Source organism: Photobacterium aquimaris (assembly GCF_002954455.1).
Lineage (GTDB): Bacteria > Pseudomonadota > Gammaproteobacteria > Enterobacterales > Vibrionaceae > Photobacterium > Photobacterium aquimaris.
Genome location: NZ_MSCC01000001.1, coordinates 1,461,658 through 1,477,402, shown reverse-complemented (window position 1 = coordinate 1,477,402; position 15,745 = coordinate 1,461,658). Strand labels below are relative to the sequence as shown.

At 40.5% G+C, this 15,745-nt stretch carries 15 protein-coding genes; 1 reads left to right on the top strand and 14 read right to left on the bottom strand.

Annotation, left to right across the window (positions count from 1 at the left end):
• Window positions 1-12 precede the first annotated feature (12 nt).
• The 14 genes from BTN98_RS06580 to BTN98_RS20605 form a co-directional block, all read right to left on the bottom strand.
• Window positions 13-648 (bottom strand): ATP-binding cassette domain-containing protein, encoded by a 636-nt coding sequence (locus BTN98_RS06580; protein ID WP_065190214.1) that lies wholly within the window; start codon window positions 646-648, stop codon window positions 13-15.
• Entirely contained in the window at window positions 645-2,321 is a 1,677-nt protein-coding gene (locus tag BTN98_RS06575) for an ABC transporter permease (RefSeq protein WP_060997490.1), read from the bottom strand. The genes BTN98_RS06580 and BTN98_RS06575 overlap by 4 nt, the downstream gene beginning before the upstream one ends.
• Window positions 2,322-2,401: 80 nt before the next feature.
• The gene (locus BTN98_RS06570; RefSeq protein WP_060997587.1) at window positions 2,402-3,577 is read right to left on the bottom strand and encodes an ABC transporter substrate-binding protein; all 1,176 of its coding nucleotides are present in this window, start codon (window positions 3,575-3,577) and stop codon (window positions 2,402-2,404) included.
• A 53-nt stretch (window positions 3,578-3,630) separates the two neighbouring features.
• Complete coding sequence (locus BTN98_RS06565) at window positions 3,631-5,796, bottom strand: FAD-dependent oxidoreductase (RefSeq protein ID WP_060997491.1); 2,166 nt, start codon at window positions 5,794-5,796, stop codon at window positions 3,631-3,633.
• Window positions 5,786-6,415: a carboxymuconolactone decarboxylase family protein gene (locus BTN98_RS06560; RefSeq protein ID WP_060997492.1), complete on the bottom strand. Its 630-nt coding sequence runs from the start codon at window positions 6,413-6,415 to the stop codon at window positions 5,786-5,788. The genes BTN98_RS06565 and BTN98_RS06560 overlap by 11 nt, the downstream gene beginning before the upstream one ends.
• A 469-nt stretch (window positions 6,416-6,884) precedes the next feature.
• On the bottom strand, window positions 6,885-7,472 hold the full coding sequence (locus tag BTN98_RS06555; protein ID WP_060997493.1) for a TfoX/Sxy family DNA transformation protein: 588 nt from the start codon (window positions 7,470-7,472) through the stop codon (window positions 6,885-6,887).
• 375 nt (window positions 7,473-7,847) lie between these two features.
• Window positions 7,848-8,852, bottom strand: coding sequence for an HTH-type transcriptional repressor PurR (gene purR, locus BTN98_RS06550; protein ID WP_060997494.1), 1,005 nt, complete (start codon window positions 8,850-8,852; stop codon window positions 7,848-7,850).
• Between the two features lie 383 nt (window positions 8,853-9,235).
• Window positions 9,236-10,033 (bottom strand): heme ABC transporter ATP-binding protein, encoded by a 798-nt coding sequence (locus BTN98_RS06545; RefSeq protein WP_060997495.1) that lies wholly within the window; start codon window positions 10,031-10,033, stop codon window positions 9,236-9,238.
• Window positions 10,030-11,067 (bottom strand): FecCD family ABC transporter permease, encoded by a 1,038-nt coding sequence (locus BTN98_RS06540; protein WP_060997496.1) that lies wholly within the window; start codon window positions 11,065-11,067, stop codon window positions 10,030-10,032. The genes BTN98_RS06545 and BTN98_RS06540 overlap by 4 nt, the downstream gene beginning before the upstream one ends.
• Window positions 11,068-11,085: 18 nt before the next feature.
• Entirely contained in the window at window positions 11,086-12,006 is a 921-nt protein-coding gene (locus BTN98_RS06535) for a heme/hemin ABC transporter substrate-binding protein (RefSeq protein WP_412779398.1), read from the bottom strand.
• Window positions 12,006-12,422 (bottom strand): ExbD/TolR family protein, encoded by a 417-nt coding sequence (locus BTN98_RS06530; RefSeq protein WP_060997497.1) that lies wholly within the window; start codon window positions 12,420-12,422, stop codon window positions 12,006-12,008. The genes BTN98_RS06535 and BTN98_RS06530 overlap by 1 nt, the downstream gene beginning before the upstream one ends.
• Window positions 12,419-13,120 (bottom strand): MotA/TolQ/ExbB proton channel family protein, encoded by a 702-nt coding sequence (locus BTN98_RS06525; protein WP_060997498.1) that lies wholly within the window; start codon window positions 13,118-13,120, stop codon window positions 12,419-12,421. The genes BTN98_RS06530 and BTN98_RS06525 overlap by 4 nt, the downstream gene beginning before the upstream one ends.
• A gap of 3 nt (window positions 13,121-13,123) precedes the next feature.
• Entirely contained in the window at window positions 13,124-13,405 is a 282-nt protein-coding gene (locus BTN98_RS20610; protein ID WP_240616110.1) for an energy transducer TonB, read from the bottom strand.
• Between the two features lie 200 nt (window positions 13,406-13,605).
• Window positions 13,606-13,899 carry a hypothetical protein gene (locus tag BTN98_RS20605; protein ID WP_105029969.1) on the bottom strand — a complete coding sequence of 98 codons (294 nt, stop codon included), beginning with the start codon at window positions 13,897-13,899 and terminating at the stop codon, window positions 13,606-13,608.
• A 405-nt stretch (window positions 13,900-14,304) separates the two neighbouring features.
• Here BTN98_RS20605 and hutW point away from each other — a divergent pair, with 405 nt between their 5' ends.
• Complete coding sequence (hutW, locus tag BTN98_RS06510) at window positions 14,305-15,717, top strand: heme anaerobic degradation radical SAM methyltransferase ChuW/HutW (RefSeq protein WP_412779396.1); 1,413 nt, start codon at window positions 14,305-14,307, stop codon at window positions 15,715-15,717.
• Window positions 15,718-15,745: the final 28 nt, after the last annotated feature.

Here is a 15,745-nt window from a genome sequence, read left to right as displayed (position 1 = left end):
TTTCCGTATTAATTAGTGCCAAGGCCAGTGTAAGACATCACCATCAGTGGGAATATCATCATCATCATGAGTAACCATTAATGCAGGAATGTTGCGTTGTTGAATTTGATCAAACACAAACTGACGAAATGCAGCGCGTAAGGTTTTATCTAATTTGCTAAATGGTTCATCAAGTAATACGGCTTGGGGTTGCGATAATAATAGTCGCATCATGCTGATCCTTGCTCGTTGCCCACCGGATATTTGATGTGCTTGTTGATGTCGTAAATCAAGCAAACCTAATTCGTCTAGTGTTGCTAATGCCATTTTTTTTCGTTGTGGCCCTTTTATTTGAGAAGGTAAGCCAAACGCTAAATTCTGCCAAACATTAAGATGAGGGAACAATAAATCATCTTGAAAAACAATCCCAATATGGCGCATATTCGGTGCTAGTGACATTATAGATTGCTGATTTAATTGAATATTACCCGTTGCTGTGAAGTCAGCAGATAAATGACCAGCAATTGCACTAAGAATGGTTGATTTACCACTACCACTTGGACCCATTAGGGTCTTTATTTGTCCATTTTCAACATCAAAGCTAAGAGGGCCTATGAGGATGTTATTGTTATTATGGCGTAAAGTCAGTTGTGAAACAGACAGCGTCATAAGGTCACCTTTGTTGTTGGTGTATCAGATGTTTGCTGTCTTGCAAACATCATCGCGAGAGTAAAAAATACTAAGGGTAATAGACCTTGTAAGAGGCCATAAACGGCGCTTATACGACGATCTTGACCACTTGCAAGAGTAACAGCTTCTGTCGTTAGGGTTGGTATACGCCCTGCGCCAAGCATTTGTGTCGGAAGGTACTGTGCCAAACTGACACTACATCCAACTGCAAATGCTAACCATAATGCAGGTTTTAATTGTGGAAATTTTACTCGCCACCATGTTTGCCACCCGGTGAGTCCTAAACTGCGTGCGGTTTGATCTAACCGTTGATCATAACTGCGCCATGGTCCATCTAACGTAAGGTAAATATAAGGGAATACGTACAACCAATGGCTCCAGCTGACCCATAACCAAAAATGTTGTCCCGTCACAAAAGAGACCGCTATTTGTATACCAAACAATAATGATAATTGCGGTGCAACCATTGGAATAGCAATCAACACCGTGGGAATACCGCGGAGGTACTTTTGGCGGTACTCGAGACAAATAATGACCATGATTAATGCGCAAAGGCTACTGGTTAACGCTAAAACAATGCTGTTACTTATCAGTTGTTGTAGTGGTTCAAGTTGTTGTTGCCAAAAACGAAGGCTGTATCGACTCGGTAATAAATCAGGAAATCGCCAACGTAGGGCAAATGACCACACAGCTAAAATTGGGAGCATGATTAATGGCAACAATAATAAGCCGTAACTGCATAAAGTTGCAATTGCTGATGATGGTTTAGAGTTACGTGAGTGAGTCGATTGTGCGCCACGATATTGCCATGATGTTGAGTATGATAAAAACCACCATTCAAGACTGCGTAATAATCCAAACGTGCTAATAACAATAGCTAATAATAATAATGCAGCCGCTGCTGCACGTGGAAGTTGAGTTAAATCGGCATCAGTAAACCATTGCCAAATGAGCATTGATAAGGTACTTGGGTGAGTAGGACCAATAATTAATGCCACATCGACCACTGCTAGCCCATAACCAGTAACGGCAAAAATTGCCAAACGTAATCTGGGTAACCATAATGGTAGAATGACGCTTCGCCATGTTTGCTGGTGGCTGTACCCGAGACTCACTGACACATTATAAAGCCGTCTTATATTGAGCTGCTTCAATATGTTCAGGCTCATTAATAATAAAAAAGGTGTCTCTTTAATCGCTAATGCAAACAGTAACCCTAAACCATAACGATCATGGATCAGGGTTGGGTATAGCGTATCAGCTAACCCAAGATGGTGCCAAATACGTGCCAGCCAGCCAGTAGATGAAAACAGTAATCCAAACCCAAGTACAAAAGCAACATGTGGAAATGCTAACAGTGGCGCTAATAAGCGTTCAATTTTTTGCCATTGTGTCGTTAGCCAAAAATGACGCAAAATTAAATAGCACCACCATAAAGCAAGTGCTGTGCTTCCTATACCTGTTAATAATGTTAACCCAATCGAATGACTAAGATCTGGCCAAGAAAACAGTTGTTGCCAACCTAATAATGAGGGTTGATGCATGTTTAATGCAGGTAACCATGCAGCAGCTGGCGCCAAAATACCCACAAAACCAATTATCAATGGGCTTGCAAATAGCAATAAGGTAACAATAAAGATAAGGGCTAACATAGGGTTTACATCGATCTCAGACGAAAAAGCTAACTTGCTATCATAGTGCAAGTTAGCTCAATTTATAATAACTATAACAATTAGTTACCGTATCTTTGTTGCCATTGCTGCTCAATGGCGGCTAGCCATGTCGGATTTGGCTCTGCAATTGCAGGATAGGGTTTAAAACTTTGTTGGTTATAAGGTGCGGGTAATAGTTTAAAAGCTTGTGGGCTTAAAATGGTGGGATCGCCCCATAAATTGGTATCGGCTTTACGTGCTTGTGCTTGTGGGCTTAACAAAAAATTAATCGCCACTAATGCCCCTGCTTTGGCATTGGCATTCCACGGAATCGCCAGAAAGTGAATATTGGTTAACGCACCGGCATTAAAAGCATAGGTTTTCGCTTTGTCGGTTAAATTACCATTGGCAATCGCAGCAGCTGCCGCATTTGGGTTGAAGGTAATGGCTAACAATAATTGTTGGTCATCAAGTAATTGTACCGTTTCTGCAGTACCTGCGGGAAATTGCTTACCTTGATGCCATGCCACTTTATGGAGTTGATCGAGATAATGCCACAGTGGTGCGGTAACACGTTCAAATAAAGCTTGATCTTGAGGCAATTTCAAGGGTTGATATAAAGCTTTTTTATCTGTAGTTAACTCTAATAATGCCGCTTTTAAAAAGCCCGTACCATGAAATTCTGGTGGCTTTGGATAGCTGATTTTTCCTGGGTGTTGCTGCGCTAAAGCTAATAATGCTTTAAAGCTTTTAGGTGGGTTTTTTAATGTTTCGGGATCGTAAATAAACACCAATTGTCCCACCCCCCAAGGTGCTTCTAGCCCTTGAGTAGGCTCTGAAAAATCTTTATCAATTGGCAGTGATTTATCAACATATTTCCAGTTGGGTAATTGATGAGTAAATGGTCCATAGAGCAAACCGTTTTGCTTCATTGAACGAAAATTCTCACCATTGATCCATACCATATCAACACTACCACCACTGTTTTTTCCCGCGGTTTTTTCGGCTAATAAACGTTGAGTGGTCTCTGCAATGTCAGTGACTTTAACTTGTTTTAGGGTGACGCCATAACGCTGTTGTAATTGGGTGTTAGCCCACAGTAAATAATCATTAATTTCTTGGCTGCCACCCCAAGCATTAAAATACACGGTTTCACCTTTGGCTTGAGTGAGCGTTTGTTGCCATGTTGGCGTAATGTGGGTGACAGTTGGTGCTTCACTAGCGTGTGCCGCAATACTACTGACAAGCAATGCCATTGCAACAGGTAGTTTTTTTAGAGTTTGAAAGCGTCTGTTCACAATTGATATCCTTATTTTTGGCGCGATGAATTGCGCATCCAGTGATGGTATTTTTTAACCCAAGCAAGTAATGTTTGGGGTGCATGGGCTTGTTTCCATACGCCGGCTGTATATTTTGCGCCTTCGCTCATGGTTGGATAAGGATGTATGGTGCCTAAAATCTTATTGAGCCCTAGATTGTGGCGCATGGCTAAGGTAAATTCTGCCAGTAAATCGCCACCATGATGACCAACAATCGTCACACCCAGAATTTTATCGCTGCCTTTAGGCGTTAAGACTTTAATAAACCCCTCATCATAGCCATCGGCAATAGCACGATCTAAATCATCAAGCCCATAGCGAGTGACTTCATAGTCAATATCTTGCGCTTGGGCTTCTTTTTCGTTAATCCCCACGCGCGCTAATTCAGGTGCAGTATAAGTTACAGCTGGGATCACAGAATAATCGACTTTGAACTTCTTAAGTGCACCAAACAAACTGTTTACAGCGGCATACCAAGCTTGATGAGCGGCAACATGCGTCAGTTGATAGGGGCCCGCAACATCACCAACAGCATAAATATTTGGGTATTGCGTTTGTAGATACTGATTAACCGCGACAGTACCGCGTGCAGTCGTGGTGATGCCAAGTTGTTCTAAGCCAAACCCTTGCACATTTGCTATGCGTCCTAACGCGACCATTACCGTATCAAATTCTATAGCAAGCTGGTGGTTATTGTGTTCTAGCAACACTCGTTGAGTTCGAACCCCGTTATCATCAATAATCGATTCAAACTTTACAGCGTTATGTTGCAATAAAACATTAACACCATCACTAGTGAGGGCTTGCTCAACCAATGTTGCAGCGTCAGTATCTTCATGACTCAATAGTTGTGATGAGCGTTCAACAACGGTGACTTCAGCGCCTAATCGACAGAAACTCTGTGCTAATTCACATCCAATCGGGCCACCACCTAAAATCAATAATCGTTTTGGAAGGGCTGTAAGTTGCCAGATGGTGTCTGAAGTTAAGTAATCAACAGTGCTTAAACCTGGAATGTCTGGCACAAGAGGACGGGCACCCGTTGCGATGACAATACTACGGGTTGTAATACGGTCGCCATTTACTTCAACTTCCCATGGTGACAAGATTTTGGCATCACCCGTTACGCAGTTAACCCCGAGTTTAGAGTAACGTTCGATAGAATCATGTGGCTCAACTTTTGCTATCACGTTATGAATACGGCCCATAACTTGTGCAAAATTCACATTGTCGATATGAGCATCGATACCCAATTTAGCAGCATTTTTAATATCAGCGACAGTGTGCGCTGCACGAATAAGCGCTTTAGAAGGAACACAACCGGTATTTAAACAATCGCCGCCCATTTTGTGGCGTTCAATTAACGTGACTTCTGCTTTTATTGCCGCGGCAATGTAGGCGCTGACTAAACCACCCGCACCGGCACCAATTACCACTAAATTTTGATCAAAGTGGGTCGGTTTTTGCCATTGCTGATAGCGTTTTTTATTTTCCATCGCTTTCATTATCCATTTCGCGATGAGTGGAAACAGCCCCAGTAAAAATAAAGATACTAAAACGGGCGCAGAGATAATGCCGCTTAATGATTCTATTTTTCCTAGTTGAGTACCTGCATTAATATAAACCGCAGTCCCTGCTAACATACCTAATTGGCTCACCCAGAAAAAAGTCCATGCTTTAATCGATGTTAATCCCATTAGTAGGTTAATTAGAAAAAACGGAAAAACGGGGATTAAGCGTAAGCTCAGTAAATAAAAAGCCCCTTCTTTGGCGATACCTTGATTTAATGTCGTTAAACGCTGACCAAACTTTGCCTGTACCCAGTCGCGTAAGATAAAGCGGCTAGATAAGAATGCCAATGTTGCGCCAATGGTGCTGGCAAATGACACCATGATCAAACTTGTCCAAAAGCCAAATAACGCAGCGCCTAGTAAGGTTAAAATTGATGCACCAGGAATAGAAAGGGCAGTAACTAACACGTATAGGCTAAAAAAGCTGACATAAGATGTTATTGGGTTTTCGGTAATATGGTGCTGTAACGCTAACTGTTCACGCTTGGCATATTCAAGAGTTAGAAAATGTCCTAGATCAAAATAGAACCAAGCACCAATAAATGCTGCGATAACAGCCAATAATAAAATTTTGTTATTTTTCATCTAAGCTCCTTGCTGGCTGTTCAGTTGAGGTCGAAGAAGCGTGAGTTGGTGGTTGTTGAGTATCATGGTTTGATTGCGGTTGAATCGGCAATGAGCAAAAACCTTGTGCCGGAACATCAAGCGCAGTATTAAATTTAGCGGATAAATTTTGAAAACTAATTAATGCTGTTAACTCAATAATATCATCACTGCTATACCACGCTGCAAGAGCAGCAAGTATTTCGTCATTAACCTGTTCACCAGTAATGGTCATGGCTTCAGTGTAGGTCAGTACGGCTTGCTCTTGTGCTGAAAAGTGGTTAGAAGATTGCCAATTTGCCAATGCTTTGATTTTATCGACTGAGTGACAGCGTTCAGCAAGTTTCATGCCGTTAGCATCAACGCAGAAGGCACAGTTATTCAGCTGTGATACTCGTACGCAAACTAATGATCGTATCACGGCATCAATTGGGGATTTTTTACGGTCAAGGTAACCAAAGAAAAGCGCCACTAACCAGAAGAGTACCGGTTTACGTCCCCATAACTTAGCAGGATTGAGTACTTTTCCAAAATGGCGAGCTTGTAACCACAGTAAAGGTTTTACCCATAATGAGAATGTATTTTTGGTTAATATACGCAAGGAATTTCCTTATAAAAAGTAAGTCACAATGACCTTAACTAGCAAGACCGGAATAAGTAACATTGTATTTCATTTAATAAGAAATAATTTGTTTATTCGAGCAATTGGTTGAAATTACAGCAACAAATTGAACCTTGATAGGTGGCAGAAAAGAGGTGATGGATATAATGATATGAGGGAGTTGATGAATGGTAAATAATCATTATCGAACGTTAAAAAGACGTTTAAGGCAGCAAAAGGGAACTGACAAATAAATAAAAAATAAAACAAAAAAATTACGTTTTATTTTGATATTTATATAATCTATTAGTGGACATTTTTAAATGAATAATATTATGCAATTCTTTTTAATTTAAATTCTATTGAGGGATGCTTTAAATAGTACATTAATGCCAAAGTAGAATAAATTAAAGAGGCACAGAGCCTCTTTATTCTTAAGCGTCACTTAGCCAGTTGACGAGTATATTTATTATAGTTTTGCTAGCAGTTCATTGCGTCTGCTTTCTGGTATTACTGACCAATGTTGGCCATGTATAGCACCTTCTAGTGCCCACAATAGTTCTATACTTAACGACGTTTCTTGTGTTTTTTGTAACGCCTTATAAGCTTCGAGTGCACCAATATCGTGTAGTTGCTCGATAGTTTTAACACCTATTTTTTTTAGCATTCGTTCATTTGAAAGCCGTAAGTTAGGTAAGTCCTTAATTCTATCTGGCGTACAGCAATCTTTGGCTTTTTTATCAGCTTGTGCCGCCTCAAGAGAATACTTTGCCTGCTCGACTATTTTATCTGGGTGTTGCCACCATTCATCAAGAATAGCGTAATGCTTTGTAATAACTGGGAAACCACGTTTTTTATAAATATATGGTTCTAGACCCGCTTGTTTAAATTCCTCTTCTGTTTTCGCGTTTGCGCGTAGGTGGAGTTTATTATTTACCACAAGAGCAAACATTGCTTCTCCTGCGAAAATACCAAAACCGCCAAACATCGAACGCGATTTTATATTACCTAAATGGTCTAATAGTTTTAATGAATCTTTTAATATTGGTTTGTCCATACTTCTACTCGGTGAATAAATGAGTGTCACCTAACATTAAAGTAGTTGTCACTTTACTTTTATTAATAAAGTTATTTACATCACAAACGAACTACTTTAAATCATTATGTATTACCTTATAAATAAACTTGTCAATAGCGAAAGTTTATTTAGGGATTGTAAGTCTTCTGCTTACTATTATATGTATTTACATAAATCATTATATTCGATCTTTTAAAAAGTTAAGTTTGAATATTAATGAAAGCTGGTGAATATGTGATATCGCTCATATTTCTTGGTAAGAAACAACGTTTTAATAGCGTTTTGAAGCAGGGAAATTATTTTGAGGGGAAAAAAAGCCAATATAATTATTGGCTTGATAAATAGATAACGCTATTAGCGTAGATCTTTAACAGATTTTCGTTCAACGATAGCAGGGGCCATCTCAAAAATTTGAGGTTCGTGATCTTTGTCCTTCATACGCTCCATCAAAATCTTAATCGCCGTTTTACCTAAGCGACGTTTCGGCTGGTGGATAGTCGTTAGTGGCGGTGCAAAGTAGGGCGCAAGGTCAATGTTGTCATAACCAATGATAGAAATATCATTCGGTACGCGTAGTCCTGCTTGTTCAAAGGTACTAATAAGTGCCATCGCCATAATGTCATTAAAGCAAAAAATAGCGGTTGGGCGATCGGCCATGGCAATATATTTTTCAGCAGCCTCGACAGCAGAATCACACTCAAAGTCGCCTTCAAGGATCCAGTCTTGGTTGACTTCTATATTTGCTTCTGTCATTGCTTTATTGAAGCCTTTTAAGCGTTCTCGACAGGTCGATTTATCATTGTGGCCAGATAAACAGCCGATACGAGTATGGCCACGATCGATAAAATATTTAGTCGCAATATAGCCACCTTGTTCGGCATTATCTTGAATCTTATCTGTATGTGGGCTTTCAGGGCCCCAATCCATTACTACCATTGGTAAATCTTTTTGGCGTTCAAGCAAATCTAATAATTTCTGATCGAGATCAGAACACATCACCAATAAGCCATCGACACGTTTTTCTGCCAGCATGCGTAAGTAATCGCGTTGCTTAGAAAGGTTACCTTCGGTATTACATAAGATCAGAGTGTAACCCTCACGGTAACAATATTCTTCAACACCATGTACAACTTCAGCAAAAAAAGGGTTGGTTGATTTAGTAACCAGCATACCGATGGTACGCGTGGTGTTACATTTTAAACTACGTGCCACTGCACTTGGTGCGTAGTTAAGATCTTCAACGGCAGTAAGAACTTTTTTCTGCGTTGCTTCTGCGACAAAGCGCGTTTTATTGATCACGTGTGAGACTGTTGTTGTTGAAACACCAGCCATACGTGCAACATCTTTAATGGTTGCCATATTTATTCTTCTAATAATGAGCGCTAGAAATGGTTCTAGCCAATTGTGTGGTACCAAATTGAGTAATCACTGAGAGATATAAAATCTATCTTATTTACGTTAATCATCTCGTTAATTATTCAATTTGGCACCGATAATGTGTTTGTTACAGTCTTAAATAGTATCCAACAACAAAATCCACATCTATTTGCGGCTTTATAATTATTACATATTTTTCAAGTGTAATCGCTTGCGTTCACATTTTACTGAGTGTTACGCGTAGTGCAACGATTCTATTGTTTTGGATTAAAATATTTGATGCTATCAACAAAAAAACGTAAATCTCAGCAAGTTTATCGCAGTGTCACTGAAATTTACTTGATGGACTCATCATGTGTGGTTAGTTAGCATGCTGATAATAGATAAGGATAATTATGGATAGGATGGGGGTGAACAGAAACTTGCCAACCATAGACAGCATTAATTACGGCGGGATCTAACGCTTGCCACGGTGTGCCGTCAGCCTGAATTCTTCCGTGTTGAATAATTACCATCCGTTGGGCATATTGCGCCGCTAAATTAAGATCATGTAATACCACGATCACCGCCGCACCTTGAGCTGCCATCGTTTGTGCCATTTGTAGGGTTTTATGTTGATGGGATAAATCTAAGGCTGAGGTTGGCTCATCTAACATTAAAATGCATTTATCATCGGCTTGGCTTAATTGGGTTAATACTCGTGCAAAATGGATCCGCTGTTTTTCACCACCAGATAAGGTCGGATATAACCGCTGGGCAAGTTCAAGCACATCGGTATTAGCCATTGTTTGGCTAGTGATGTGATCGATTTCTTGGCGAGATAAACACAACGGCATAGTGCCAAGTTCTACCACTTCTTTACAGGTAAAGCCAAAAGAGAGTGAGCTGTGCTGCGGTAGAATACCTAAATGGCGCGCCAGTTCTGCGCGTTGCCAGTCATTGATATCACGATTGAAAAATGCCACTTCACCACTTTCAGGCGACATCTCACCACATAAGATTTTAAGCAAGGTGCTTTTACCTGCGCCATTAGGGCCTAATAGCGCAGTAACTTGACCAGCTTTAATATCAATACTGAAATTATCTAATAACACTTTATTGGCTAATGTGAGCTGTAAGTTACGTGCTGTAATCGCCGTCGAGTGTGAGAATGTTACCGTCATGCGATTCTGCCTTTTTGCTTATTTAATAAATAGATAAAAAATGGAGCGCCTAAAATCGCAGTAATAATACCTACCGGAAGTTCTTGCGGTGCAAAAGCACTGCGGGCAATCATATCTGCGACGAGGAGTATTAAAGCGCCTAAAATCGCCGATATTGGCAATAATGTTTTATGGTTAGGGCCTGAGATCATGCGGCCTAAATGCGGAATAACCAGTCCAATAAACCCAATTGGGCCGGTTATCGCAACGGTGATCCCAACACCGGCAGCACACACAATAATTAAACTGCGTTTAAGGTGTTGGACATCAACCCCCATATGACGGGCTTCAGCTTCACCTAATAAAAACGCATTCAGTGCATTTGCTTGACGGTAACAATAATAATAAATTGTAATAAGGCTAATAAAGGCTAGCCCAATACCAGACCATGTAGCTCCAGCAAGTGATCCCATTGACCATAAAGAGAAATCACGTAGGGCTTGGTCATCAGCAATGTAATTTAATAACCCCAGTCCTGCGCCAGATATAGCACCAATTGCAACCCCTGCAAGCAGCATAACCACGACAGAGGTGCCGTTTTTATCAGTACCAAGGTGATACACCAAATAGGTGCTTATTGCGCCTCCTAAAAAAGCAAAAAACGGCACAGCACCAATGTTCATTAATAGCGGATAATGTGCCATTAGCGGAGCAAATAAAATGATTGCAAAGGCCGCTCCCAGTCCTGCGCCGCCTGATATACCAATAATACCTGGGTCGGCAAGAGGGTTACGAAATAACCCTTGTAACACGGCACCACAAATTGCCAATATAGCGCCAATCGCAATACATAATAATGTCCGTGGTAACCGTATTTGATGGATCACTAAATCAACATGAGTTGCAAGTTGGTGCTCGCCGGGTAATAGGGCAATAAAGCTGTCTTTATAGCTGATATCCATCGGTCCAATCGCAATCGAACTGAGTAACGCAAATAAAAGCGAACCGATACTGATCACGTAAATGACGGAGGGTGAAATACGAGTAACATTCATGACGTCATTGATCTCAAATTACGATTGTGGATAAAAAACACCATTAAGGCGCATGGCTTCATTAATACTGTGAATCCCTAATCCACCAATTAGAGCTGTGCCGTCAATCACCGCAATAGTATTGTTTTTTGCCGCAGGTGTTGCCGCTAACATGGGCATTTTTTCCAGCAATTGTTGCATGTTGTTAATTGATGCGGTGGTGCGATCACTTAATAAAATAATGTCTGGTTGCATCTGCAAAATAGCTTCTGTAGATACTGGCTTATAATTAGCGACTAATGGCGCAGCAGGATTAATTGCACCTGCTAAAGTAATAATGCTATCGGCGGTGGTATTTTTGCCTGCCACACTGATTGGGCGACCATCATGGATCATTAAGAACAACACTTTTTTTAAGGGGTGTTGCTGATCTAAATTGTGTTGTTCAATCTTATCAACGCTGGTTTGAAGTTGTTGCTTAAGTTGCTGCGCTTGTTGCTGATGTTGAGTTAATGCCGCGACTTGATCTATGCGATGGAATAAGTCATTCACTGTTTCGCCGCCATTGACGATATCCACTTCAATCCCTGACTGTTTTAAAAGGGTTAATGTTTTTGGTGGCCCCATTTCATCAGAGCCAATGATTTTAGTTGGCGCTAATGCAATTAGGCTTTCTGCTGATAGTTGGCGGTGATAGCCCACTTTAGGCAGGCTCTGTGCGACTAAGGTTTTACTAGTGACATCCACTGCAATTAATTGTTGCTGAGCACCTAAGGCATTAATAATCTCAGTAATTGCCGCACCAGCACTGATGATGCGTGGCGAATCTGAATTAGGTTGAGCCTGAGCTTGTGGTGAAAATAAGCTTGATGCTGTTATTAATAGTGTGATTGGTAACAGCATTTTTCGAGCAACGTGCCCCCAAGAAGGTGCAGTAAAAACAGAGTGTTGACGGTCCATCATTGTTGTTCTTCCATTAATAGTTGAGTGGCTTTGATGTCGTTTTTTTGTAGAAAAGCTAACAGTTTGAGCATTTGTTCGACTGAGGCTTTTTTATCTGCCCCAATCACTACTGGCTTATTGGGCGCTGCTTTGACTTTGGCTAATAGCTGTTGGTTAAAACTGTCCCAGTCGTTGATAGCTTGGCCTTGTAATGCCCAATGAGGCTCAGTTGCGACCAAATTGATAGTAATTGGATCAGCTTTAGTCGTTTGTAATATTTGGGTAGATGTTTGTGGTAAGTCGACATCTAACGCTTTGATTTGAACCGTCGCGGTCAGTAGCAAAAACACCATCACAATAAAAATAATATCTAATAAAGGGGTTAAATCAGGTGTTAAGTTATCGCTATTGTGGCGGTTATTAATCGTTATCATGCTGATGTACCACTATAAGCTGGGTTTTCTTCACAAGTATCACACGGCTTTACTGGACTATTCTCAGCATCAATATTCATACCTTCGAGCCACAAATTACAGCGGTTTAAGCTATGTTCAAGTTTTGCCATAATGCTGTCAGCCCATAGCCCTAATAATTGCGAACCAGTAATTGCGGGTAGGGCAATAATCAATCCAGCAGCAGTAGTACGCATTGCTAATCCCAAACCATCAGCAAGATCACTAGGGGTAACCGAGCCTGTAGAGAGGGCAATTCCTTTAAACATATCAATTAAGCCAAGCACAGTACCAAGCAAACCGAGTAATGGACTAATCACACCAATTAAGCTCAGTAAGCGTAATCCTGACCGTAACTGTTGACGTTTTTGCAATAACCAAATATTGGCCGCATCTTCTCGCAATGGTTTAGTAAAGTGGCGATGAGCAATCAACATCGCAATACCTTTACACAATAACGGTCGTTGGTGCTTGAGTTGGGCTGCTAATTGATCAAGTGCGCGATCGTCATGTCTATTTTGCTGCTCAAGTAAGGTTGTGACTTTGGTTTTACCAACACCGGTACAAAGAAAAACTTGTATTAAGCGTTCGACTAAAATCATGACCGTTAAGGCAGAGCAAGCAAGTAACGGCCATGTCATGAGGCCAAATTGTTGAGTAAGCGTGTCGACTACAGTCATGATTTAATCCAATTTAAAACGTACAGGGATCTGTACTCGGTGGGCAATTGCCTTACCGTTAACAATATGAGAAGAAAAGCGCCATTTCTTAATCGCTGCAATCGCTGCATTATCTAAAATCTGTGCACCCGATGATTTAATCAGTTTTTGTTTAAGTTGTTGTCCTTGAGCACCTATCCACACCTCAATCAATACTTGACCTTCAATACCACGGCGCTTGGCTAATTTGGGGTAATTAACCGGACTTGGTCGAGTTGCAAACGTTGGTTTTGAGACTAATTTCAATATCTGTGTCCCACTATTGTTAGTATTTTTTTGTGATTTATTATTTAATTGATTTTTAATTATTTTTTTATTGTTTTGTATATTTTTTTTAATGGTTGATGTGTTTTTTATTTTTTGTGGTGTTTTTTTAACTTTTTTTCTTTTTTTACAACCGCCGTTTTTTTTTTGTGGTTTTTCAGGCAATAGTTTTTTCGTTTTTGCTATTGTCGGTTTTTTTTGACAATCTTCTGAGTAACAGTGTCGGTGTTTGCTAAACGTTTTATCTTTGATTTTATAGGTTTTTTTACTGTTTTATTAACGGTTGGTGCTACAGGGGTAACCGTTGGAGTATTATTGCTCTTAGCGGGTGGCGTTGCTGTAAATGTTAAACTAACACGAGGGGTATCAGTACCCATAGTAAGTGTCAGTGGCTCTTTGGTTGGCATTGCAGCAAGGAACATACTGTGCACCAAAAGTGATACCGCTCCAGCGGCTATATAACGTTTAGTATTCACTCTTTTCACCTAAGGCCAAGGTGATATCGACGTCTATGGTAGCAATTAAATGTCTGTGCAAAATAGCGTCCTCACGATGCAATGTGTATTTTGTTAATATTTTTAATTGGTTAGCGATATAACATTCACAGCCCAGCTTGTTTTTAGCTATTATCCACGAAATGCGAATAATATCAATTATCATTTGCAATATTATTCAATGCAAAATATCATGCTCACCAACAACATTTATAAGCACTGATAAATGTGGCGATGTACCACTTTTACGCTGATATTATTGTGATAAGCATTTAGAAAGTGACAGTAAACCATTATAAATAGTGTGGTTAGTATCGATATATAGCCAACCTTATCGAAAATACTAATAACAACTGACGTAGAGGGGCTAGTGACATAGCCATTAAAATGATAAATGCCGACCGATTAACATTGCCAGCTAATATGCCCGTAATATTGGACACATCTGTTTTTGACCGTGATATTTTAGGTGAGAGTACACCCGATCCATTGCGGTTTGGTTTTCGACGTAAGTTATCAGCCCATGCTGGTGGCAGTCACCATGCACCTATTGCTGTCGAACAGATTCAGCCACTCACTCAACGTGTTTTGCAGCAAACGACGCCGCCTTTTAATAAGCGTTGTTTATACGTTCATATTCCATTTTGTCGTGTGCGGTGCACTTATTGCAGTTTCTTTGAATATGCTTCAAGCCAACGCTTAATTGATGATTATTTTGCAGCATTAATGGTTGAGCTTAAATTTAAAGCATCACAACCATGGACGCAGGCTGCCCCGTTTCAGGCGGTTTATATTGGTGGTGGTACGCCAACTGATTTAACAGCAGCGCAAATTAAACAACTTGGCACTATGATCCGCCGTTATTTTCCATTAGCTACTGATTGTGAGTTGACCTTAGAAGGGCGTATTAACCGTTTTAATGATGAAATGTTTGATTCAGCACTCGAAGGTGGATTTAACCGATTTTCATTTGGGGTTCAAAGTTTTGATACTCAAGTGCGTCGCCAAGCAAAACGGTTAGATGATCGCGAAGTGGTACTTAAGCGCATCAGCGAACTAGCAGCGACCGATCAAGCACCGATTGTGATTGATTTACTTTACGGCTTGCCTTATCAAAGTATCGATGTATGGCTATATGATCTTGATGACTTTCTTGATTCAGGCGCACACGGCGTTGATTTATATCAATTAATTGAAATGGGTAATACTCCGATGAGAAAAATGGTCGAACAAGGCCGTTTACCTGAGCCTGCTGATACCATCACTAAAGCCTCAATGTTTGAAATTGGGGTCGATTATATGGCTAAGCATCACTTACGCCGGTTAAGTGTTAATCACTGGGCGCGAGATAACCGTGAGCGGAGTTGTTATAACAGCCTAGCAAAAACAACCGCAGAAGTGTTGCCACTTGGTGCTGGTGCAGGAGGGAATGTTGGTGGTTATGGCTTTATGCAACACCGTAAATTAGAACGTTACATGGATGACGTTAGCCAGCAGCATTTTCCTTTGGCGATGATGGTTAAATCGTCATCCCATGCAATGATAAATACCACCATTAAAGCAGGATTTGATCGTGGTGTGGTTGTTGCCAAAGAACTCGATAAACAAGCAGGGTGGCCATTATTTAGTTATTGCTTACCGCTATTTGAGCGTTGGCAAAAAAATGGCTTCGTGACCTTAGAACAACACGGTAATCACCGTTATTTGAATTTAACCTTAGCAGGGCAATTTTGGTCAGTGACACTGGCGCAGGCGTTGATTCAAGTGGTAACAACAGCGATATCGAAAGGGCAACCGTAGCGATATTTCAACGTAAAATATTTATTAA